Here is a 20655-nt window from a genome sequence, read left to right on the forward strand (position 1 = left end):
CCGCCCAATATTGTGAGGTAAACATGGCCACAGCCCCTAGAAGCAAAGCAGCCAAGACCGAAGACGAACTCGGCCAAGCTCTTGAAAAGGCGCTAGAAATCGATTTCGACGAATCGACGCTCGGCATGGATATGGATCTGTCGCCGATCGACGATGATCTTTTGTCCTTGAGCGACCTCGAAGCCCAGATTTCGCAGGCGGCGCAGGAATTGGCGGCTGAAAAGCACAATTTGACGCCGGAAGCCGAACCCGTGCTGGTGGCTGAAACCAAACCTGCCCCTGCTCCCGTTGCCCCTGCCGCAAATGTTGCACCGCTTCCTGCACCAAAGCCGCAGATCAAGGCCGCGAACCCCATTCCCGCAGCGCCGCCGGCCCCGCCCAAGGCGCCTGCCGTGCCGTCGCAGACTTTCAAGCCGGCAAACGACGACCTGTTGCAAAAGGCAACAGCTGCCCGCGCTTCCACGCCCGCCGCACAGATGCCGCGCTCCTATGCGCTGCCAACCACAATCGTCAGCGTATTGTGGGCTGCAGGCGTGCTCGCCGTAGGCAATGCGTTCTTCCCGGGGCTGCGCTCGATCCGCTCATTGTCCGACTTTGCCGCTGCTCCATATGCAATCGGCCTTGCCGTCGCGATCATCGTACCGATCATGCTGTTCTGGGCCTTTGCCCTCATGGTGCGCCGCGCGCAGGAGATGCAGTATGCAGCGCGCTCGATGGCAGAAGCCGCCATGCGCCTGTCAGAGCCGGAAATGCTCTCATCCGATCGCGTCGCGTCACTCGGTCAGGCTGTACGCCGCGAAGTTGCCGCGATGAGCGAAGGCGTCGAGCGCACCTTGGCACGCGCCGTCGAACTTGAGACGCTGGTCCAGACCGAGGTTAACCAGCTCGAACGCGTCTATACGGACAATGAATATCGCATCCGCACCCTCGTCGACCGTCTCGGCGGCGAACGCGAATCCGTCATCGGCCATGCCGAGCGCGTACGCGCCTCGATTTCGAGCGCGCACGAACAGCTCAAGGAAGAATTGTCGCTGGCCGGCGATGCGCTGCGCGACAACATCGCCAATGCTTCGACAAACCTCACAATGTCGATCAGCCAGTCCGGCGAAGGCCTTATCGATCGGCTTACCCAGAGCGGCCAGGCGATCACGGAGTCCATCGTTTCGCGCTCCGACGATATCTCGCACAAGATTAGCACATCGGGCGAAGCCTTTGCGAATCTTCTGGAAATGCGCATCGCTGCGCTTTCGGAGCAGACCGACGCGGTAAGTCTCAAGCTCGCCGACACCCTGGATGGACGGACCAGCAGCATGTTGTCGCTGCTCGGCGACGCAACGCAGACGCTGGTCGGCGAATTCGACAATCGCCTTGCCGGTCTCGACGCGACCATCAACGAACGCGGCCGCTCGCTGTTGGCTGAGTTCGAAACCCGCGCCCAGTCGCTCGATACGAGCACCGAACGCCTCAATTCCGCGCTCGAGGCGCGTGCCCGCCAGATCAACGAACAATTGATCGAGCGCACGCGCGACATCGCCAAGACCTTCACGGATGGGCGCGCCTCCATCGACGGCATCGTCGACGAAACCAAGGCGAAGATCGGCAACGACCTGTCGAGCCTTTCGGAATCGGTCGGCAGCCTGCTCTCGACCAATGCAAATGCCTTTGCGGACCGCCTCGCGGAAAATCGCGAAGCGCTCGCTGCCACGCTTTCGGGCGAAACCGAACGCGCAGCTTCGATCATCCGCGAACAGGCGGGCCAGATCGGCGACCACACGTCCAATCTACGTTCGATCCTCGAAACGAGCACCGCCGCCATCGGCCAGATCATCGACAGTCACGCTGGCTCCCTCGAAGAGCGCACCTCCGGCCTGCGCGCGGCCCTCGACGACAATGACGCCCGTATCGGCGCAACGCTCGAACAGCACGCCAAGGCGATCGAGGACCGCACGTCTGGCATGCATGCCGCCTTCTCGGATACGGATGCCAAGATCCGGGAGACCCTCGAAGAACACGCACGCACCATCGACCTGCGCAGTTCAACCATCGAGGCCGCGATCAACGCCAACGATTCCCGTATCGGCCAGACGCTCGACGCCCATGCCAAGATCATCGACGATCGCACATCCGGCATGCGCGCTGCCTTCGTCGACACGCATTCGAAGATCGCGCAGACCCTCGACCATCACGCCAAGAGCCTCGATGAGCGCAACCGGGAAATCCAGATCGCCCTATCGAGCAGCGATATCAAGCTCGGCGATACGCTGGCAGCGCATACCCAGGCGATCGATGCACGCAATGCCGAGATCCAGACCACCCTGCTCAATAGCGGTGCACGCATCGACGATACGCTCGGCGGCTTCATCGACTCTGTCGACGATCGCACCAATCGTATCGAATCTGCCCTCGTCAACAGCGATGCGCGGATCAGCGATGTGCTCAATACCCATGCGAGCGCGATCGAGGACCGCACGTCCGGTATCGAGCAGGCTCTGAGCCATAGCGACGAGCGCATCAACCGCACGCTTGCCTCCCACGCCTCGTCCCTCGATGCCCGCGCCGCGGACATCCAGGCCGCGCTGGACAGCACGCATTCGCGCATTGGCGATACGCTTGCCAATCATGCCAGCGATATCGAAGAGCGTACCGTCCGTATCCGTTCGGTGCTCGACGGCAGCAACAATGCCATCGGCAACACCCTCTCCTCGCACATCGCCTCGCTCGAAGAACGTGCATCGGATATCCGCTCGCTCCTCGACAACAGCAACAATGCGATCGGCGATACGCTTGCCTCGCATATCGGCGCTCTCGAGGCGCGTACCTCCGATATCCGCTCGGTGCTGGACAACAGCAACAACGCAATCGGCAACACGCTCTCGTCGCATATCGGCGCCCTCGAGGCACGTACGGCCGATATCCGTTCCGTGCTCGATGGCAGCAACGGCCAGATCAACGAAACGCTTGCTTCGCATGTCGGCGCGCTTGAAGAGCGGGCGGCAGCGATCCGCGCGCTTCTCGCCGACAGCGACTCGCGCATTGGCGATACGTTGAATGCACATGCAGGCATGCTCGATGACCGCATCGCCTCAATCCGGGCAGCCATGGAACAGGGCAATTCGCTGCTCGGCCAGACCCTGGACGATAAGGCGAGCACGATCAGTGACCGCACGGTTGCGCTGCAGGCTGTCTTGCAGGACAGCGCGGACGTTCTCGCCAAGGCCTTCGAAACGCACGGCGGAACCATCGACGAGCGCACCAACACCATGGAGAACGCACTTTCCATGGGTGTGGAGAACGTTCGCAAGTCGCTCGAACAGAGTGCCTCGGTCGTGGCACGCACGCTGCGTGACAAGATCACCGACGCCGCTGCATCGCTCACCGGCGAGGCCCAGAAGGCTGGAGAGGCTCTCGACGGTCATGGCGAGGCCTTCAGCCAGCGCATGAACGAGAGCCTTGCAGAAACCGAGCGTCGTCTGGGTGAGCGGGCCCGCGAAGCTGCGGCCAATCTTGAAGCTCTGGAAGCCCGCTTCTCGGCAGCAACGGATTCGACCGCGTCGAAGCTCGCCGAAAGCACCCGCGAACTCAACGAGGTTCTCGCCGCCCGTTCGCAGGAGATCCTTGGCATCCTCGACAATACGGCTCAGCCGCTCGTCGACAGCCTTGCCGACAATGGCCGCACCCTTGCCTCGCAGCTTGTCGAAGCGACAACTGCGGCAACGGAACGCCTGCGCGTCGAGAATGCCGCGCTTATCAATGCGATCGCCAGCCGCACGGCCGAAACGATCACGGCGGTACAGGCCGCCAAGGCCGGCCTTACCGACGACGTAAGCAACCTCATCGACCGTCTATCCGCTTCCAATGCGAAGCTTGGCGAACTCATCGACATGGCCACCAAGAACCTGGGCGATATCGATGGCCGCTTGCTCGACACGACCACGGCCTTTGCCGAAAATGCGACCAAGGCGGCAGAGTCCTTCCAGACGTCCACGCGCCTTATCGACGGAAATCTCGGCAAGCTCTCGAACCTTTCGGAGTCGACGCTCACCGACATCGCCTCGATCGCCAAGCGCTTTGACGAACATGGCAAGATGCTGAACTCGGCTTCCGACTTGATCAATGCGTCGCAGTCAAACCTCGCCTCGACCTTCGACGAGCGCCAGGACGCATTGCAGAAGCTTGCCGCCGGCCTCATCTCCAAGTCGGAAAGCATCGAGAAGACCATGCGTTCGTTCGAAACGCTCGTCTCCTCGGCCTTCGACCGCGCCGAAGGCCGCGCCTCGCAGACCACCGAGCAAATCCGCAATTCGATTTCCGAAGTGGTGGAACAGGCATCGCAGAAGTTTGCGACTGCAACGGACGAAATCCGCCGCTCCTCCGCGGCAATCCGCGCGGAACTCGAAGAGACCCGCTCCGAACTGCAGCGCGGCGTCATGGATATGCCGGAAGAGGCCAAGCAATCGACCGCCCAGATGCGCAAGGCCGTTTCCGAACAGATCAACGCGCTCAAGGAACTCTCTGAAATCGTTCAGAAGTCGGGTCGCCTGACCGATGTTGGTGAAGGCCGCGCCGCACGCACGGCCACCGCTGGCCGGACAACGGCAACCGTCGCCCCGCAGCCGCAGCGTACGCCTCCGGCACCGGCGGCCCAGCCGGCGGCACCTGCTCCTGCTGCACCGCCTCTGCGCGGCAGCCTCGACGCGCGCGCTGCTGCTCCCCGCCCTGCCGGCAATGGCTGGGTTTCGGATCTCCTTCGCCGCGCTTCGAGCGATGAAGGCCCGTCCGAGCCAAAGGCCAAGGCAACGGAAACGCGTTCCCCCGGCCAGGTCGTGGAATCGCTGAACTCGTTGTCCATCGATATCACCCGCGCCATCGACCACGAGGCGTCCGTTGAACTCTGGCAGCGTTACCGTGCTGGCGAGCGCAACGTCTTTACCCGCCGTCTCTATACGCTGAAGGGCCAGCAGACCTTTGACGAGATCAAGCGCAAGTATCAGGCCGACAGCGAGTTCCGCCGTGCCGTCGATCGTTACATGGACGATTTCGAGCGCCTGCTCGAAGATGTCAGCCGCAACGACCGCGACAATGTCACGACGCAGAATTACCTGACGTCCGATACCGGCAAGGTCTATACGATGCTGGCGCATGCGAGTAACCGCCTGCGCTAAAGTGGCGGATAAAGTGGAAACAATAAAAACGCGGCTCTCGGGCCGCGTTTTTATTGGATCGTCCGATCTTTATTCTGCAATTTCTGCACTACTGAACCAAGCTTTTCGCGCAAGGCATCTGCGTCGCCCGAGAGCCTGCGGTTCGCATCGGAGAACCGCCCCACCCGCTCTCGCTCGCTATCGAGACTGTGCTGCAGGTCGGCAACCTTCCGTTCAAAGCCGGCAATCAGTTCGCGGCTTTCGGCGTGTATTTTGTCTTGCCGGCGGTACGGCCCGCGAAGAACGAGCAGGTTATCGCCGTCGATCCCGCAACCGCCAGAAATACCATCTGCGTTACGGATAGATGCCTGACAATTTGTAAAAACGATTGCTGGCGATACATCGGCAATCCAATTTAAAAACACTGCTGGGCTCAAATGCATTCGTAAGTTCGAAAAATTAAATGACCGACAGCGTCCATGAGACAACATCGGACGTCACATTATCAAAGGCGCGGTCGAGGGCAGAAATGTAGGCATCGTTGCCCGGTCCGCTGACGGGCGAGGACGATCGGAAAACCCGTGATGCGCGCACAGTGCCGTTCTTGTCGTTCAGGATTCTGATGGCGATTTCGACCACGGCATTGTTGCCGCGCTCGACATCGATATCGAAGGTGCGGACTTCGCTGAGCACCTGATAGTCGATGGCAAGGCCATCGCCCGGACGCCCGACGCCGCCTAGACGGTGCGTGCTTTCAAAAGCCTGGACAAAGCGCGACTGGACGATGCTCGGGAGTCGGTCCGCCCATTGCGCACCCTTCAAATAGGAAATCGAATGCGGACCTGAGCGCACGACGACGTTTTCGCCATCAAGCGCTTTCAGCGCCGATGGCGCAGCGATGAGAATCTGCCTGCCTTGCTTGCGCGAGGCCGATACGGCAGGCGACGGGCTGGAGAGATCGAACGTGTCAAGTTTCTTGCTGCTGGCGCAGCCAGAAACGGACAAGGCAATAAGTAACGCGGGAACGGTCCTGAAACTCACCAATGCCCCCCAACGAAGCAAAACGAACTGTAAATATCTATTAACCTTCATGCTTTGCGAATCGACCAAAGTCAACGGCGTGTGCGTCCGTCATACTCAGGAACACTACCGCTGCCGCCGAAAATGACCCGCTGCGGATTTTTCTCAAGATCGGTGATCGCCCGCTCGATACGCTGCACCGACTGGCGGCTCTCATTGACGAGGGACTGAACGTCACGCAGGCCCTGCCCCGAAAAGCGGTTGATATTGTCGGTGATCGGTCCGAGCCGGGCATTCAAATTGTCGGCAACCGCGCGATATGACTTCATCGTTTCACGCGCCTCGCGGACCACGCTGCCATCCTGATCGGACAATTGCGTGTCGAGCTTGGCAAGCACGCCATCGACGCGCGTCGAAGCGGTGTTGAGCTTGGCCATCATCTCGCGCGCTTCCTTGACGACCGCCTGCACATCCTCGGCGCTCTGGCTGAACTTGTCGATGACCTCGGAATTCTTGGCGAGCGCATCGGTGAACTTCTTGGTGTTGTTGACCGTGTCGACCAGCGGCCCCTTGACCTCGGTGATGAAGCTTTCGATCGAACTGACCGCCCCGTCTACGCGCTCGAGAATGGTTTGCGCCTTTTGCAGAAGGTTGTTGACCACGGAGGGGTCGGCGTCCATGCGGGCAATCTGCTCGTCCTTGGCCGCCTCCTCGAGGAGGTTCGGCTCGTTGAGCTTGCCGCCCTTGAGTTCGATGAAGGCCTGGCCGGTCAAGCCGGCAAAGCCGAGCGTCGCCTGCGTGGACCGTGTTATCGGCGTTGTCGCATTGACTTCCGTCTGCGCAATCACGGCGTCGGGATTATTGTCGTCGATCGAGAGCTTCTTGACCGTACCGACCTTGATGCCGTTGAACAGCACCTGGCTGCCCTCGGAAAGACCGGTAACCGAGCCGAGAATACGGATTTCGAGCGTCGCTGTCTCGCTGCGATCGCCATAGCGCGCAATCCAGTATACGAACGCGAACGCAAGGGCGCAGATCACAAGCGTGAAAACACCGACCAGAACATAGTTGGCTTTCGTTTCCATGCGTTAGCTTACCTGACCCTTTTGCCCTTGCTCAGATACCGCCGCCGCACGGACGCCTTCTGATCTGCGCTTTGTCTTGCCGTCATTGACGATCTGGCGCGCACGCTTGCCGCGGAAATATTCCTGAACCCACGGATCGTCAAACGCCAACATGTCTTCGATGGTTCCTTCGACAAGAACCTTCTTCTTTCCCAATACAGCGATTCGGTCGCACACCGCGAACAGGCTGTCGAGATCGTGGGTCACCATGTAGACGGTAAGACCCATCGTATCGCGCAGGTTGGCGATGAGTTCGTCGAAATCGGCAGCGCCGATGGGATCAAGGCCAGACGTCGGTTCGTCGAGGAAGACGATCTCGGGGTCGAGCGACAGCGCCCGAGCCAGCGCCGCGCGCTTGATCATGCCGCCGGAAAGTTCGGATGGAAATTTCTCGGCTGTATCGGGCTTCAACCCGACGAGTTCGATCTTGAGCCGCGCGAGTTCGTCCATCAGCCTTTCGGGAATATCGAGATATTCGCGCATGGGCACCTGGATGTTTTCAAGCACAGTCAGGGACGAGAACAACGCGCCGTGCTGGAACAGGACGCCCATGCGCATGTCAACGCTGAGTTTCTCCTGATCATTTGCGCTGTCGATGTCGTGGCCGAAAATGCTGATCGTGCCCGATTGCTTCTGGTTGAGCCCCAGGATCGTGCGCATGAGCACGGACTTCCCCGTGCCGGACGCGCCGACGAAGCCCAGAATTTCGCCGCGATAGACATCGAGCGAGAGATTATCGAGCACTTTGGACCGACCAAAGGAAACGCTCACATCCTTGACCGACAGGATGATGTCTCGTTCTTCGGTGCTGCCGTTTTCCTGCTGCGCTGTCGGCGTCATTGGGTCTTCTTAAATCTCCGGCTTTAAAAATTGATCGATGCGTAGAATACGGCAAAAATGCCATCGACCACGATCACGACGAAAATGGATTTAACAACAGATGCGGTCACGCGCTGGCCGAGCGACTCGGCGCTGCCACCGACCTTCATGCCCTCGACAGAGGCCATGACGCCGATGATCATGGCCATGAACGGCGCCTTGATCAAGCCCGCAAGATAGCTCGAAATATCAATGGCATCGCGCAGACGCTGAATAAAGGCATCCGGCGGAATTCCCGAATAGGCCCAGGTAATGGTCATGGCGCCGCCAAGCGCTGCAAAATCGGCGATGATGGTCAAAAGCGGCAGCGAAATGACGAGCGCGACCAAGCGGGGAAATACCAGCACCCCGACCGGATTGAGGCCGATAACCGTCAGCGCATCGGTCTCCTCGCGCATTTTCATCGAGCCGATTTCGGCGGTGATCGCGCTGCCGGAGCGGCCGGCGATCATGATCGCGGTCAGAAGCACGCCGATCTCGCGCAAAACCAGGATGCCGACGAGATCGACGACGAAAATCTCCGCGCCGAAATAGCGGAGCTGGAATGCACCCTGCTGTGCGATGATCGCCCCGATGATCGTCGACATCAGCACGACCACCGGAATGGCCCCAATGCCCATGCTGTCGATCTGGTGCACGATCGCCGCAGGGCGAATGCTGCCCCGGCGGCTGCCCTTCATCTGCGCGCCGCGAACGGTAGCGCCGAGTATGTGCATGGATTTGACGAAGTCGTCGCCAAACGCGTAGACGTTGCGTCCGATTGCGGCAAAGAAACGCACCGTAAGGGATACATGCTCGGGCGGCGGCGAATCATCAGGCGTGGTCGCAACTTCGCCGACAGCATCGAAGAGCGCGCCCCAGCTTTCCGATTGACCCTCGATCTTGACGTCCTTGCCGGCCTCCTGCAGCGTCGTGCGCAGGCGCTCGATCAGCCACGTTCCTGCCGTATCGAGGAGTTCAATGCCGGAAAGGTCGATCACAAGCTTGGAAATGCTGGTATCGCGCTCGATTTCGCGCATGCGCTCGTCAACACGCCTGACATTGCGGGTTGTCCAAGCACCCGATAGCGCAACAGTCGCGCCGTCGCCTTCCTTCTGGAATTCGACGTGGGGCGGCGCGGCGGTAGAAGCACTTGAATTGTTTGCTCTATCGGTCAACATCACACACACATATCGAGTCTCTCGACCGATGTCACTTGAACAATAGTTTCGGATAGGGCCCAAACAATGGCGCTGGAAATTTCGATTTCGGTTGAACGCTGGCCCATTGCCGGAACCTTCACGATCTCGCGTGGATCGAAGACCGAGGCAGCCGTGGTCATCTGCACATTGATCGATGGCCCATTCATTGGAAGAGGCGAATGCGTGCCCTATGCGCGCTATGGCGAGAGCCTCGAATCGGTTTGCGCCGAGATCGAGGCCCTGCGCGGCGCACTGACAAACGGCGCGACACGCGATGACCTGCCGGCCCTGCTCAAGGCCGGCGCCGCCCGCAACGCGGTCGATTGCGCATTGTGGGACCTCGAAGCCAAGCGTAGCGGAACCTCCGTTGTGGCCCTTGCCGGTCTCGCTCCTCTCCGCGAATTGACCACGGCGGTTACGGTGTCGTTCGGCGAAGCCGAGGCGATGGCAGCCTCGGCCAGGAATTTCGCCGACAGGCCCGTGATCAAGGTCAAAGTCGGCGGCGAGAACGATGCGGCGCGCATTGCGGCGGTGGCGGCGGCAGCGCCGGCAAGCCGCATTATCCTCGACGCCAACGAGGGCTGGACCGATGCAAATATCATCGAAAACATGCTGGCGGCGGCGAAGGCCGGCGCCGTGCTGATCGAGCAACCGCTGCCCGCTGGAAAGGATGCGATCCTTTCCAGGATACCGCACCCGGTTCCGATCTGCGCCGATGAAAGCGCGCACGGCACCGACGATCTTCCGGCCCTGATCGGCCGTTATGACAGCATCAACATCAAGCTCGACAAGACCGGCGGCCTGACGGAAGCGCTGCACATGCAAAGGTCCGCCCGCGCGCTTGGATTTGGCGTCATGGTCGGCTGCATGGTCGGAACCTCGCTCGCAATGGCACCAGCGATCCTGGTCGCCCAGGATGCGGATTTTGTCGATCTGGACGGTCCATTGATTCTCAAGGAGGATCGAGCGCCGGGCCTGGTGTTCGAGGGCAGCCGGATTTTTCCGCCGAGCCGTAATCTCTGGGGCTAATTTTGCCTCTGTTCCAGCCGTAGCGACACGCCCGCAAGCACAAGGCCGCAGGCGGCAAGCGCAACCATCACATAGAAGCCGTAAATTTCCGTCCTGGCATAGAGCGGCCCCGAAACCATCGTGGCGATGGCCAGCGAGGTTCCGATGAAGAATGTCGAAAGGCCTTGGGCGGTGCCGCCGCGTTCCTCGGGGATCGTCAGCGCAATCATCTTCTGCATGCCGAGAAATGAGAGCGCGAATGAGAAAGCGTGGAGGCTCTGGATGAGAAAGAAGCCCGCGACACCCAATCCCGAAGGGGCGACCAGCGGAAACGCGGCCCATCGAAACATGGCAAAGGCCGAGCCGACCATCAGCACCCGCGCAGGGTGAAGCTTTCCGAAAAGGCGTCGAAACATCGTGAACATGATCACTTCGGCAACAACCGAGATCGACCATAATGCGCCGATCACCGTTTCGCCTATTCCGATCGACTTCCAGTAGATTGCCGAAAAACTGTAGCCATAGGCATGGCTCGCCTGCGTGATACCGGTTGCGATCAAGAAGGTAACGAAGGCGGGACGACGCAGCGCCCTACCCGCATCGGCAATATCGACATCCGAAAGCGGCGAGAGCCGGCGCGGCTTGCCGATGCGCGGGACGACGAAGCTCATGGCGCATGCGGCAACGAGTGTGGCCAGCAGAGCCGATGGGATGATCCACTCGCCGAAATACTGGATGAAGACGCCGCCGGCGAAGGAGGCAAGCAGAAAGGAAATCGATCCCCAAACCCGCATTTTCGCAAAATCCGCTCCATAACGGCGCACGCCGGAGAGCGCAATCGTATCAGCGAGCGGCACTTGCGATGTCCATGGCGGCGCCAGCATCAGCGATACGATCAATATGCCGGCAAAGCCGAAGGGAACGAAATAGAAGGCGGCGACGATGACCGCAAGGACGGTTGCTGTCGTCAGGATATGCGCCCGGTCGTTGGACCGGTCGGCGAGCATTGAAACAAGCGGCGCGGCGATGACGCGCACGAAAAGCGGCATGGAAAGCACGATCGAAATCTCGGTCGGGGTCAGCGCCCGGTACTCGAGCCACAAGGGAAAATACGGCAGGTGCAAACCGCTTGAGGCGAAGATGGCGAAATAGGCGAGAGCTACCCGCAGCTCGAAGCGAGGCGGCTTGTCGAGACCCGGATCCGCAGAGGCGGTGATCATTGCAGGACTTTCGGAAGAACGAAGACGGCCGGGGAGAATCGCAATCATGATCCGCCCGCGCCACGCACCTATCACGAAATACTGCACCCGCCTAGAAATGCTCGCGATAATTGTGGGAGTTCTATAGGTCCGACGGTTGCCGCGCCGGGACCGCGCGCTTGCGGCTAATCCACCTCGCGACTGTTTCGCGCGAAGGAACGATCTCCGTCAGCGCGCTTTCGAAGATATCGGCGCAAGCTTCCCAACGGAAGCTCCTGAGCCTGGCATCGGGATCGACCTTGCCCATCGCCAGCGCGCCAAGCGCGGCTTCGTTGAGATCATCGGAAAGGACGCCTGCGCCCGAGACGCCAATCACATCCTTCGGACCTGGGACGGGATAGCCGGCCACGGGCACGCCACAGGCGATCGCTTCGAGCAGCACGAGCCCGAACGTGTCAGTGCGGCTCGGGAAGACGAACACGTCCGAACCCGCATAGTAGCGCGCCAGTTCCTCACCCTCCTTCTTGCCGGCAAAAACCGCATCCGGATATTTGCGTTTGAGCTCCGGCAAACTCGGCCCGTCACCGACGACGAGCTTCGTCCCTGGCAGTTCGAGCGTCAGAAAGGCTTCGAGGTTCTTCTCCGGCGCGACCCGCCCGACGCACAGGAAGATCGGCCGGTTAAGTTTGAGATCGACCGGCTGGGGACGGAAGAGCTTGCGATCGACGCCGCGGGTCCAGACCTTCAGCGTCTTGAAACCGCGCGCGGAAAGTTCGTCGTTGATCGATTGCGTCGGCACGAGACAGGTTTCGGCAGCATTGTGAAAGCGGCGCAGGAAGGCATAGGTCCAGGCCAGCGGCACCGGCAGGCGCTCGCGCAGATATTCGGGAAAGCGCGTGTGGAAGCTGGTCGTGAACCGCCAATTATTCCTGAGGCAGGCACGTCGCGCCATGATGCCCAGTGGACCTTCGGTCGCGATATGGACGAAAGCCGGCTGCAGCGCCTCGATGCGCGCTTTCACGGCATGCGGAAGCGTCAGCGCCAGGCGAATTTCCGGGTAGGTCGGGCACGGAGCCGAACGATAGTCGGCCGGCGAGATGATCGTTACGTCGAAGTCGCGCGCCTCCATTTGCTCGCGCAGCTTGGTCAGGGTACGTACGACCCCATTGACCTGGGGATGCCAGGCGTCCGAAACGATAACGAGCCGTTTGGGCTGAACGCTTGGCTCAGGCCGCATTCGCCGCCTTGGGGCGCTTGTCATCGAGGCGGATGACCGGTGCAAATCCAGCCTGTTCACCGATCAGGTGCGTCCACGACAGGAGTTCCATGCGGCCGTCAAAATGCTCGACGATGGCCGTGCAGCTTTCCACCCAGTCGCCGGTATTGATATATTCGATGCCGTCGATCTGCTCGATCGTTGCGTGGTGAATGTGCCCGCAGATGACACCATCGGCGCCAATGCGGCGCGCTTCATCGGAAACGACGGTCTGGAACGAGCCGATGAAATTGACCGCCTTCTTGACCCGGAATTTCGCCCAGGCCGAGAACGACCAGTAGCGCAGGCCGAGCATGCGCCGCACCTTGTTCATGATGGTGTTGATCGCGAGGGCCGCGTCATAGGCCCAGTCGCCGAGATAGGCGATGTGGCGGGCGTTGCGCACCACTACATCGAACTGGTCGCCATGAATGACGAGGAACTTTCGTCCATCCGCGGTCTCGTGCATCGTCCGGTCCATGACCTCGATGCCACCGAAATGGGTGCCCTGGAAATCGCGCAGGAACTCGTCATGGTTGCCGGCGATGTAGAGGATGCGCGCGCCCTTGCGGCTCTTGCGCAGCAGCTTCTGCACGATATCATTGTGCTCCTGCGGCCAGTGCCAGCTGCGGCGCAGGCGCCAGCCATCGACGATATCCCCGACGAGATAGATCGTATCGGCATCGTGATACTTCAGGAAATCCAGAAGAAAACTGGCTTTCGCACCTTTCGAACCGAGATGGACATCGGAAAGAAAAAGTGTGCGGAATTTGCGGGCCTCGTTCTCGACCATGATGCTGATCTCCGTTCAGCGCTGACGCGGGGGCGTCCGGTTGCGCTGACACAAACCCGATTCATGTCACAATCATATGACGGTGCGGAAAACTGCATGTTTTCGGATGATAAACACTTGTAACAAAATGGACTTCATTTATGCGTCTGGATGTTATTCAAGCATGCTAGAAATGCCTGAACTGATGATTTGTGAACGCGCCGCACCAATTTTCCGGAAGGACCCGCTCCATGGCCAACGACAAAACGCCCAGCAGCTCTGACCTCGATGAAAGCGCGCTGTTCTACCACCGCTTTCCTCAGCCGGGTAAGCTGGAAATCCAGGCCACAAAGACGCTCGGCAACCAGCGCGATCTCGCGCTAGCCTATTCCCCCGGTGTTGCCGCCCCGTGCCTTGCCATTCACGAAGACCCGGCGACCGCCGCTGACTATACGAGCCGCGCCAACCTCGTAGCCGTGGTTTCCAACGGAACGGCAGTGCTTGGCCTTGGCAATATCGGCCCCCTCGCCTCCAAGCCGGTCATGGAAGGCAAGGCGGTGCTCTTCAAGAAGTTCGCCAATATCGACGTCTTCGACATCGAGATCGACGCCAAGGAAATCACCCGCATTGTCGACGTCGTCTCCGCGCTCGAACCGACCTTCGGCGGCATCAATCTCGAAGACATCAAGGCGCCGGAATGTTTCGAGGTCGAGGAACAGCTGCGCGCCAAGATGAACATCCCCGTCTTCCATGACGACCAGCACGGCACCGCCATCATCGTCGCCGCTGCAATCCTCAACGGCATGGAGCTTGCCGGCAAGGACCTTTCCAAGATCAAGATCGTTGCCTCTGGCGCCGGCGCTGCCGCCCTCGCGTGCCTCAATCTTCTCGTCAAGCTTGGTGCGGACCGCAACAACATCTGGGTCTGCGACATTGACGGCGTTGTTTACGAGGGCCGCAATACGCTGATGGACCGCTGGAAATCGGTCTATGTGCAGAAAACCGATGCGCGCGTCCTTGCCGACGTCATTGGCGGGGCCGACGTCTTCCTCGGCCTTTCTGCCGCCGGCGTGCTCAAGCCAGAGCTTCTCAAGCAGATGGCGCCGAACCCGCTGATCATGGCGCTCGCCAATCCGACACCGGAGATCATGCCGGAGGAAGCCCGCGCCGCGCGCGCCGACGCTATGATTTGCACCGGCCGCTCCGATTTCCCCAACCAGGTCAACAACGTCCTTTGCTTCCCCTATATCTTCCGCGGCGCGCTCGATTGCGGCGCGAGAGCGATCAACGAAGAGATGAAGATGGCCGCCGTTCAGGCCATCGCGGCGCTCGCCCGTGAAGAACCATCAGATGTTGCTGCCCGCGCCTATTCAGGCGAGACCCCGACCTTCGGGCCGAACTATCTCATTCCCTCGCCCTTCGACCCCCGCCTCATCTTGCGCATCGCCCCGGCTGTTGCCAAGGCAGCCATGGATACCGGCGTCGCCGAGCGTCCGATCGACGACTTCGATGCCTATCTTGACCGCTTGAACCGCTTCGTCTTCCGTTCCGGGCTGATCATGAAGCCGATCTTCACGACGGCGAAAACGGCTGAGAAGAAGCGCGTGATCTATGCCGATGGCGAGGACGAACGCGTCCTGCGCGCCGCGCAGGTCGTGCTCGAGGAAGGGATTGCGCTTCCGACGCTGATCGGACGCCCGCAGGTTATCGAGACGCGCCTCAAGCGCTACGGCCTGAAGATCAAGGTCGGCAAGGACTTCGATATCATCAATCCCGAGGACGATCCGCGCTACCGCGATTACGTCGATCTTCTTGTCAAGCTCACCGGGCGGCGCGGCACCACCCCGGAAGTGGCGCGCACCATGGTTCGCGCCAGCAGCACCGTCATTGCGGCGCTCGCCATCGTGCGCGGCGAGGCCGACGCCATGATCTGCGGGCTTGAAGGACGTTTCGAGCGGCATTTGCGCAATGTCGACCAGATCATCGGCAAGCTTGAAGGCATCCGCAATTTCTCGGCGCTCAGCCTGCTTATTTCGCAGCGCGGCGTTCTCTTCCTCACCGACACCTATGTGAGCATCGATCCGACCGCCGAGGAGATCGCCGAAAAGACTGTGCTCGCGGCGAGCGAAATCAGTCGCTTCGGCATCGAGCCCAAGGCGGCCTTGCTGTCGCATTCGAATTTCGGATCGCGCGATTCCGAAAGCGCAGCAAAGATGCGCCATGCATCCGAACTGCTCCGTGCCAAGGCACCGCATCTCGAGCAGGACGGCGAAATGCATGGCGATTCGGCGCTGTCGCAGGTGCTTCGCGAACGCGTGCTGCCGCATTCGCGGCTGAACGGCGAGGCCAATCTCCTCGTCTTCCCCAATCTCGATGCTGCGAACATCACGCTCAATGTGGTCAAGAGCGTTACCGACGCGCTCCATGTCGGGCCGATCCTGCTCGGCGCTGCCAAGCCGGCCCATATCCTGACGCCTTCCGTGACATCGCGCGGCATCGTCAACATGACTGCGCTTGCCGTGGTGGAGGCATCACAGCGCGTTGATTGAGACAGGGACCGTCTTATTGCTGCCGCATGGCCGTGGATGGTTCAGGCGCATTCGCACCCGTCGAATGCCCCTGAACTTTCCGGACCGCCTCATGCATCGGACACTCCAATCTGCCATCATCGCCGCGGCCGCAATTCTCGCGACGGCCCCGCTTGCTTATGCCAATTCCGACAATTGCGTGCGGATGCAGGAACGTCTCGACCAATTGAACAGCAATGCCGATGTCGACGACTACGAGTTGCAACTCCGCCGCGACCGCGTGGTGGCTGCGCTCGATGCCAATGACTGCCCCATCGTTGACTCGCCCATTCACGATGAGCCGCATTACGACGTGCCGCTGCGCGATCAACCAATACCCGACTATCCGGTACACGAGGCACCCCAGCGCGATTACCCGCTGCGTGACACGCCGCGGCGTGCGACTGCCGCGCCTTCCTATGAGATTTATGGAACCGAGCCGGAACCTGTCGAGCCGGAAATGAGCACGGCTCCCGTTTCCGGCGGACGTTACCAGACGCTGTGCGTGCGCAGCTGCGACGGCTATTATTTCCCGATCTCCTACGATACGGGTGCGGAGAATTTCGCGCGCGATCAAGCGCAATGCCAGTCTCAATGTACCGGCGCGAAACTGTTTTATCGGCCGACCGAGAATCAGGACCCCGCCGCGATGATTTCGCTGCGCGGCGATGCCTACCGGAACACGCCGAACGCCTTCAAATTCCGCAAGGTCGGCGCCAATGGAACGCCGCAATGCAGCTGTCAAAAGACGGCCGGCGACTTCAAGGCACTCGGCGATCCGAGGAAAGTGGCAGCGCCAACGCCCAAACCCGCTATAGCCGAGCCAACCAAACCGGCCGCACCAACGATCGAGACCGCGACGCCTGCCGAGGCTGCAAAGCCATCAGCCCAACCACAAGAGGCGAAGACCGAGCCTGCCGTTCCTGCCGGCCAGCCTGCGACGCAGGCCTCCTCGATCATTCAACTCGGAGAACCAGAGGCGAAGAAGGCCGAGGTGGAGAAGCCGAAGCCGCTTACCGAAGACAAGCCGATCGATCCCAACCGCAAGGTCAGGGTCGTCGGGCCAACGTTCCTTCCCGACCAAGAAGGGGCAGCAGATCCGCAAGCTCCGGACCAGAAGTCAGCCCGGTAAGCGCGATGCGCAGCGGCATGAACAGGCTCTTGCCCTTGCGCCCGCTCTGATCCTTGACCGCATCGGTCCACTGTTTCCAGGTCTCCCGGCTCCAGGGCTCGGCCGGCAGCAGGTCGAAAGCGGCGCGCACGAAATCAATATCCTCCGCGGCCACAGCCACATCCGTTGCGGGCCCCTCGTTCACGATCGTCCACCAGGCGGCGGCATCTGAAACCTTCGAAAGGTTGCCGCGCACGGCGAGCCAAAAGGCTCCCGCCCGGACGCCCTTAACACCAAGCGCTGCGAGCCGGTCACTGACTTCCTCGAAAGGCATCGCATGGATCAGGGCACGGTTGAGCGCATCGAGATCGGCAGGATCGAATTTCGACGCCGATTTCGATGTCGCGGCCGGATCGAATATGGCGGCCAGCGAAGCCATGTCCGGCACTGCGGTAACATTTTCCGATGTGCCGATCAGCATGGCAAGGCTCGCCACCGCCATCGGCTCGTAGCCATCGCCGCGCAGGCTGCCGATCGACAATGCGCCGGTGCGCTTGGAAATTCCTTCGCCAGATGCCGTCGTCAGGAGATTGATATGGCCGAGCGCCGGAACCTTCGCGCCCAGCGCCTCGATAATCGAGATCTGGACGCCGCTATTGGTGATGTGGTCATTGCCGCGGATGATATGGGTAATGTCCATGTCGATATCGTCGACCACTGAAGTGAAGGTATAAAGATAGGTCCCGTCTTCGCGCACCAGGACCGGATCGGACAGCGAGGAGAGATCGACGGTTTCGCGGCCGCGCACCAGATCGTCCCAATGAACCTCAGTGCGCGCTATCGCAAATGGATCGTCCTTGAAATTCGGCAGCAGAAAGCGCCAGTGCGGCCGGCGACCCTCGGCCTCGAGCTTCTCCCGATCGGCCGCGGTCAGCTTCAACGCCTCGCGGCCATAGATCGGCGGCAGCCGGCGCGCCAGGCGCAGCTTGCGCTTGCGCTCGAGTTCCTCGGCGGTCTCGTAGCACGGATAAAGGACGCCCGCGGCCTTGAGTTTTTCGGCAGCAGCGTCATAGAGCGGAATGCGCTTCGACTGATATTCGATGCGCACTGGCTCGATGCCGAGCCAATCAAGATCGGCGATCGTTGCCTCGGCATATTCCGTCTTCGAACGCACGGTATCCGTATCGTCGAAGCGCAGGATGAACTGCCCCTTGTTCTGCAGCGCGAACAGCCAGTTGAACAAGGCTATGCGTGTGTTGCCGATATGGATGAAGCCGGTCGGAGACGGTGCAAAACGGACGATGGTGGTCATTGGTGGGGCATATCGGATGGCGCCTGCAATGGCAATATGGGCCGCGATTGCGCGCGGCCCATATTTCTTTAGTCGTCGTTGAGGACGAGGCCCTTCGTCAACTCCAGCGCCTGCCGTTCGAACAGACTGCGGTAAATACCGCCCCCGAGCCGGATCAGCGCCTCATGGTTGCCCTCCTCGACGATCTTGCCGTGGTCGAAGACCAGCAGCCGGTCAAGCGAGCGCACCGTGGAAAGACGATGCGCAATCACGAGCGTCGTCCGTCCTTGCATCAGCCGCTCCATCGCCTGCTGGATCAGCACTTCGGATTCTGAATCGAGGCTCGATGTCGCCTCGTCCAGAATGAGGATCGGTGCATCCGCAAGGAACGCCCTGGCGATCGCCACACGTTGCCGCTCACCGCCCGAAAGCTTGACACCACGTTCGCCGACGAGCGTGCTGTAGCCCTTGGGCAACGCCGAGATGAACTCGTGCGCGCTTGCCTGCCGCGCCGCTTCCTCGATCTCCTCCTGTGAGGCGCCGGGACGGGCATAGGCGATGTTCTCCGCCAGCGTCCGGTGAAACAGGATCGGCTCCTGCTGCACGATGGCGATCTGCTGGCGCAGCGACGCCTGCCGCACCTCGGCGATATCCTGACCGTCGATCAGAATCCGGCCCGCCTTCACGTCGTGCAGCCGCTGGATCAGCTTGACGAATGTCGTCTTGCCTGACCCCGAATGACCGACGAGTCCCACCCGCTCGCCCGCCCGGATCGTCACCGAGAACCGGTCATAGAGCGGCAGGCGGTGCGCACCGTAGAGGAAGGTGACGTTGTCGAATTCAATCCTGCCTTCGGTGATGACAATCGGCTTTGCACCTGGACGATCCTCGATGCCGAGGCGTTGACTCTGAATATCAACCAGTTCCTCCATGTCGTTGATCGAGCGCTGCAAGTTGCGGATGTGCATCCCGACTTCGCGCAAATATCCCTGCAGGATGAAGAACGACGTCAGCACGAAAGTGATGTCACCGGCGCTGGCATTTCCGTCTGCCCAGAGGATAAGCGCAAAACCGATCACCGCCGCCCGCAGGAAGAGCAGCATCGTTCCTTGTGTCGTGCCGTTCCACGTCCCCCTGATCCAGGTGCGCGCCGTCCGGTCCTTCCACTTGTCCAGAACCTTGACGAGACGCGCATCCTCGCGGCTTTCCGCGCCAAAGCCCTTCACCACCATGTTGCAGCTGACGGCGTCCGCAAGCGAACCGCCGAGCTTCGTATCCCAGCGATTGGCAAGGCTTGCCATTGGCGCGACGAAGCCGAGCGACATCATCACCGTAACAGTGACGAAAACCAGCGAACCTATGCCGATAATGACGCCCATCAGCGGCCAGTACCAGGCCATCAGGATCGTCGATCCTGCGAGCATTATGATCGATGGGAACAAGGCCAGCAGTAGCGTATCGTTAAGCAGGTCGAGCGCCCACATGCCGCGCGTTACCTTGCGCACGGTCGATCCGGCAAAGCTGTTCGCGTGCCAGTCGGTCGAGAAACGCTGGATGCGAAAGAATGCGCCGGAAGCGATGTCGGTCATCATCTTCAAGGTCAGGTGCGTCACGGCAACGAAGGTGACATGCCTGAGAATGATCGCGCCGAGCGACAGGGCAAGAAGCGCCCCGAACGCCGCCATTGCGGCATTCCAGACAATTTCCTCACGGGCGTGCCCATTGACGACGGCATCGACGAGCCGGCCAGAATAGAGCGGCGTCAATACGTCGGCAAGGGTCGAAAGCATGACCGCCCCGGCGATAATGCCCACGCGCACCGGCTGCTTCTGCCAGTGGCGCAAGGTGAATCCGAGAACGGCGCGGAATGCTCCCCCGCGCAGGTTGAAACGCAAAAATTTCATGACAATGTCCGGCGCCCAATTGCACCGGCCTCACAGATAATCAGGAACGAGCTTGCCGTGTTGTGGATAGGAATCAGTACGGCAGAAGTGATTTGGCGACTTGCCCGAATACGGGAAAGGCCAATGTCGGCGATGGGTTACCTTGACATGTGAAGGTAATTGAAAAGCCTCGTGGGCTTTTCCGCATCACGTGTCAGGAACGA

General features: G+C 60.6%; 14 protein-coding genes. 4 read left to right on the forward strand and 10 right to left on the reverse strand.

Features of this window, described 5'->3' with window-relative positions:
* Positions 1-23: 23 nt before the first annotated feature.
* Positions 24-5162 carry an apolipoprotein A-IV repeat region-like domain-containing protein gene (locus tag BM074_RS11080; protein WP_139217653.1) on the forward strand — a complete coding sequence of 1713 codons (5139 nt, stop codon included), beginning with the start codon at positions 24-26 and terminating at the stop codon, positions 5160-5162.
* Between the two features lie 50 nt (positions 5163-5212).
* Here BM074_RS11080 and BM074_RS22710 read toward each other — a convergent pair whose 3' ends face one another.
* The 5 genes from BM074_RS22710 to BM074_RS11105 form a co-directional block, all read right to left on the reverse strand.
* Positions 5213-5584: a hypothetical protein gene (locus BM074_RS22710; protein ID WP_139217654.1), complete on the reverse strand. Its 372-nt coding sequence runs from the start codon at positions 5582-5584 to the stop codon at positions 5213-5215.
* 16 nt (positions 5585-5600) lie between these two features.
* Positions 5601-6182 (reverse strand): ABC-type transport auxiliary lipoprotein family protein, encoded by a 582-nt coding sequence (locus tag BM074_RS11090; RefSeq protein WP_228018108.1) that lies wholly within the window; start codon positions 6180-6182, stop codon positions 5601-5603.
* Positions 6183-6253: 71 nt separating this feature from the next.
* The gene (locus BM074_RS11095; RefSeq protein WP_027231677.1) at positions 6254-7246 is read right to left on the reverse strand and encodes an MlaD family protein; all 993 of its coding nucleotides are present in this window, start codon (positions 7244-7246) and stop codon (positions 6254-6256) included.
* 3 nt (positions 7247-7249) lie between these two features.
* Complete coding sequence (locus tag BM074_RS11100; protein ID WP_091921977.1) at positions 7250-8125, reverse strand: ABC transporter ATP-binding protein; 876 nt, start codon at positions 8123-8125, stop codon at positions 7250-7252.
* Between the two features lie 23 nt (positions 8126-8148).
* Positions 8149-9324: an ABC transporter permease gene (locus tag BM074_RS11105; protein WP_091921979.1), complete on the reverse strand. Its 1176-nt coding sequence runs from the start codon at positions 9322-9324 to the stop codon at positions 8149-8151.
* Positions 9325-9390: 66 nt separating this feature from the next.
* On the opposite strand from BM074_RS11105, the gene dgcA reads away from it, so the two are divergent.
* The gene (dgcA, locus tag BM074_RS11110) at positions 9391-10374 is read left to right on the forward strand and encodes an N-acetyl-D-Glu racemase DgcA (protein WP_091921981.1); all 984 of its coding nucleotides are present in this window, start codon (positions 9391-9393) and stop codon (positions 10372-10374) included.
* Here dgcA and BM074_RS11115 read toward each other — a convergent pair.
* The 3 genes from BM074_RS11115 to BM074_RS11125 form a co-directional block, all read right to left on the reverse strand.
* The gene (locus BM074_RS11115) at positions 10371-11573 is read right to left on the reverse strand and encodes an MFS transporter (RefSeq protein WP_175498989.1); all 1203 of its coding nucleotides are present in this window, start codon (positions 11571-11573) and stop codon (positions 10371-10373) included. The genes dgcA and BM074_RS11115 overlap by 4 nt on opposite strands.
* Before the next feature lie 121 nt (positions 11574-11694).
* Complete coding sequence (locus BM074_RS11120; RefSeq protein ID WP_091921984.1) at positions 11695-12789, reverse strand: glycosyltransferase family 4 protein; 1095 nt, start codon at positions 12787-12789, stop codon at positions 11695-11697.
* Positions 12779-13600, reverse strand: a complete 822-nt coding sequence (locus tag BM074_RS11125) for a UDP-2,3-diacylglucosamine diphosphatase (RefSeq protein WP_027231681.1) — start codon at positions 13598-13600, stop codon at positions 12779-12781. The genes BM074_RS11120 and BM074_RS11125 overlap by 11 nt, the downstream gene beginning before the upstream one ends.
* Positions 13601-13830: 230 nt before the next feature.
* Between BM074_RS11125 and BM074_RS11130 the strand changes: the two genes are divergently transcribed.
* Together BM074_RS11130 and BM074_RS11135 are read left to right on the forward strand one after the other, a co-directional pair.
* Entirely contained in the window at positions 13831-16128 is a 2298-nt protein-coding gene (locus tag BM074_RS11130) for an NADP-dependent malic enzyme (protein ID WP_091921986.1), read from the forward strand.
* A 91-nt stretch (positions 16129-16219) separates the two neighbouring features.
* Positions 16220-17278 carry a DUF2865 domain-containing protein gene (locus BM074_RS11135; protein ID WP_175498991.1) on the forward strand — a complete coding sequence of 353 codons (1059 nt, stop codon included), beginning with the start codon at positions 16220-16222 and terminating at the stop codon, positions 17276-17278.
* Here BM074_RS11135 and gltX read toward each other — a convergent pair.
* Positions 17196-18569 carry a glutamate--tRNA ligase gene (gltX, locus tag BM074_RS11140; protein ID WP_091921990.1) on the reverse strand — a complete coding sequence of 458 codons (1374 nt, stop codon included), beginning with the start codon at positions 18567-18569 and terminating at the stop codon, positions 17196-17198. The genes BM074_RS11135 and gltX overlap by 83 nt on opposite strands.
* Positions 18570-18637: 68 nt before the next feature.
* On the reverse strand, positions 18638-20452 hold the full coding sequence (locus tag BM074_RS11145) for an ABC transporter ATP-binding protein (RefSeq protein ID WP_091921991.1): 1815 nt from the start codon (positions 20450-20452) through the stop codon (positions 18638-18640).
* Positions 20453-20655: the final 203 nt, after the last annotated feature.

This window comes from Phyllobacterium sp. CL33Tsu (assembly GCF_900113985.1).
Taxonomy (GTDB): domain Bacteria; phylum Pseudomonadota; class Alphaproteobacteria; order Rhizobiales; family Rhizobiaceae; genus Phyllobacterium; species Phyllobacterium pellucidum.

Excerpts from the sequence above, each read along its gene's own strand:
- BM074_RS11100 (WP_091921977.1), bottom strand. The coding sequence starts at position 8,125 with ATGACGCCGACAGCGCAGCAGGAAAACGGCAGCACCGAAGAACGAGAC.
- BM074_RS11095 (WP_027231677.1), bottom strand. The coding sequence starts at position 7,246 with ATGGAAACGAAAGCCAACTATGTTCTGGTCGGTGTTTTCACGCTTGTG.
- BM074_RS11130 (WP_091921986.1), top strand. The coding sequence starts at position 13,831 with ATGGCCAACGACAAAACGCCCAGCAGCTCTGACCTCGATGAAAGCGCG.
- BM074_RS11135 (WP_175498991.1), top strand. The coding sequence starts at position 16,220 with ATGCATCGGACACTCCAATCTGCCATCATCGCCGCGGCCGCAATTCTC.
- BM074_RS11080 (WP_139217653.1), top strand. The coding sequence starts at position 24 with ATGGCCACAGCCCCTAGAAGCAAAGCAGCCAAGACCGAAGACGAACTC.
- gltX (WP_091921990.1), bottom strand. The coding sequence starts at position 18,569 with ATGACCACCATCGTCCGTTTTGCACCGTCTCCGACCGGCTTCATCCAT.
- BM074_RS22710 (WP_139217654.1), bottom strand. The coding sequence starts at position 5,584 with ATGCATTTGAGCCCAGCAGTGTTTTTAAATTGGATTGCCGATGTATCG.
- BM074_RS11120 (WP_091921984.1), bottom strand. The coding sequence starts at position 12,789 with ATGCGGCCTGAGCCAAGCGTTCAGCCCAAACGGCTCGTTATCGTTTCG.
- BM074_RS11125 (WP_027231681.1), bottom strand. The coding sequence starts at position 13,600 with ATGGTCGAGAACGAGGCCCGCAAATTCCGCACACTTTTTCTTTCCGAT.
- BM074_RS11105 (WP_091921979.1), bottom strand. The coding sequence starts at position 9,324 with ATGTTGACCGATAGAGCAAACAATTCAAGTGCTTCTACCGCCGCGCCG.
- BM074_RS11115 (WP_175498989.1), bottom strand. The coding sequence starts at position 11,573 with ATGATCACCGCCTCTGCGGATCCGGGTCTCGACAAGCCGCCTCGCTTC.
- BM074_RS11145 (WP_091921991.1), bottom strand. The coding sequence starts at position 20,452 with ATGAAATTTTTGCGTTTCAACCTGCGCGGGGGAGCATTCCGCGCCGTT.
- dgcA (WP_091921981.1), top strand. The coding sequence starts at position 9,391 with ATGGCGCTGGAAATTTCGATTTCGGTTGAACGCTGGCCCATTGCCGGA.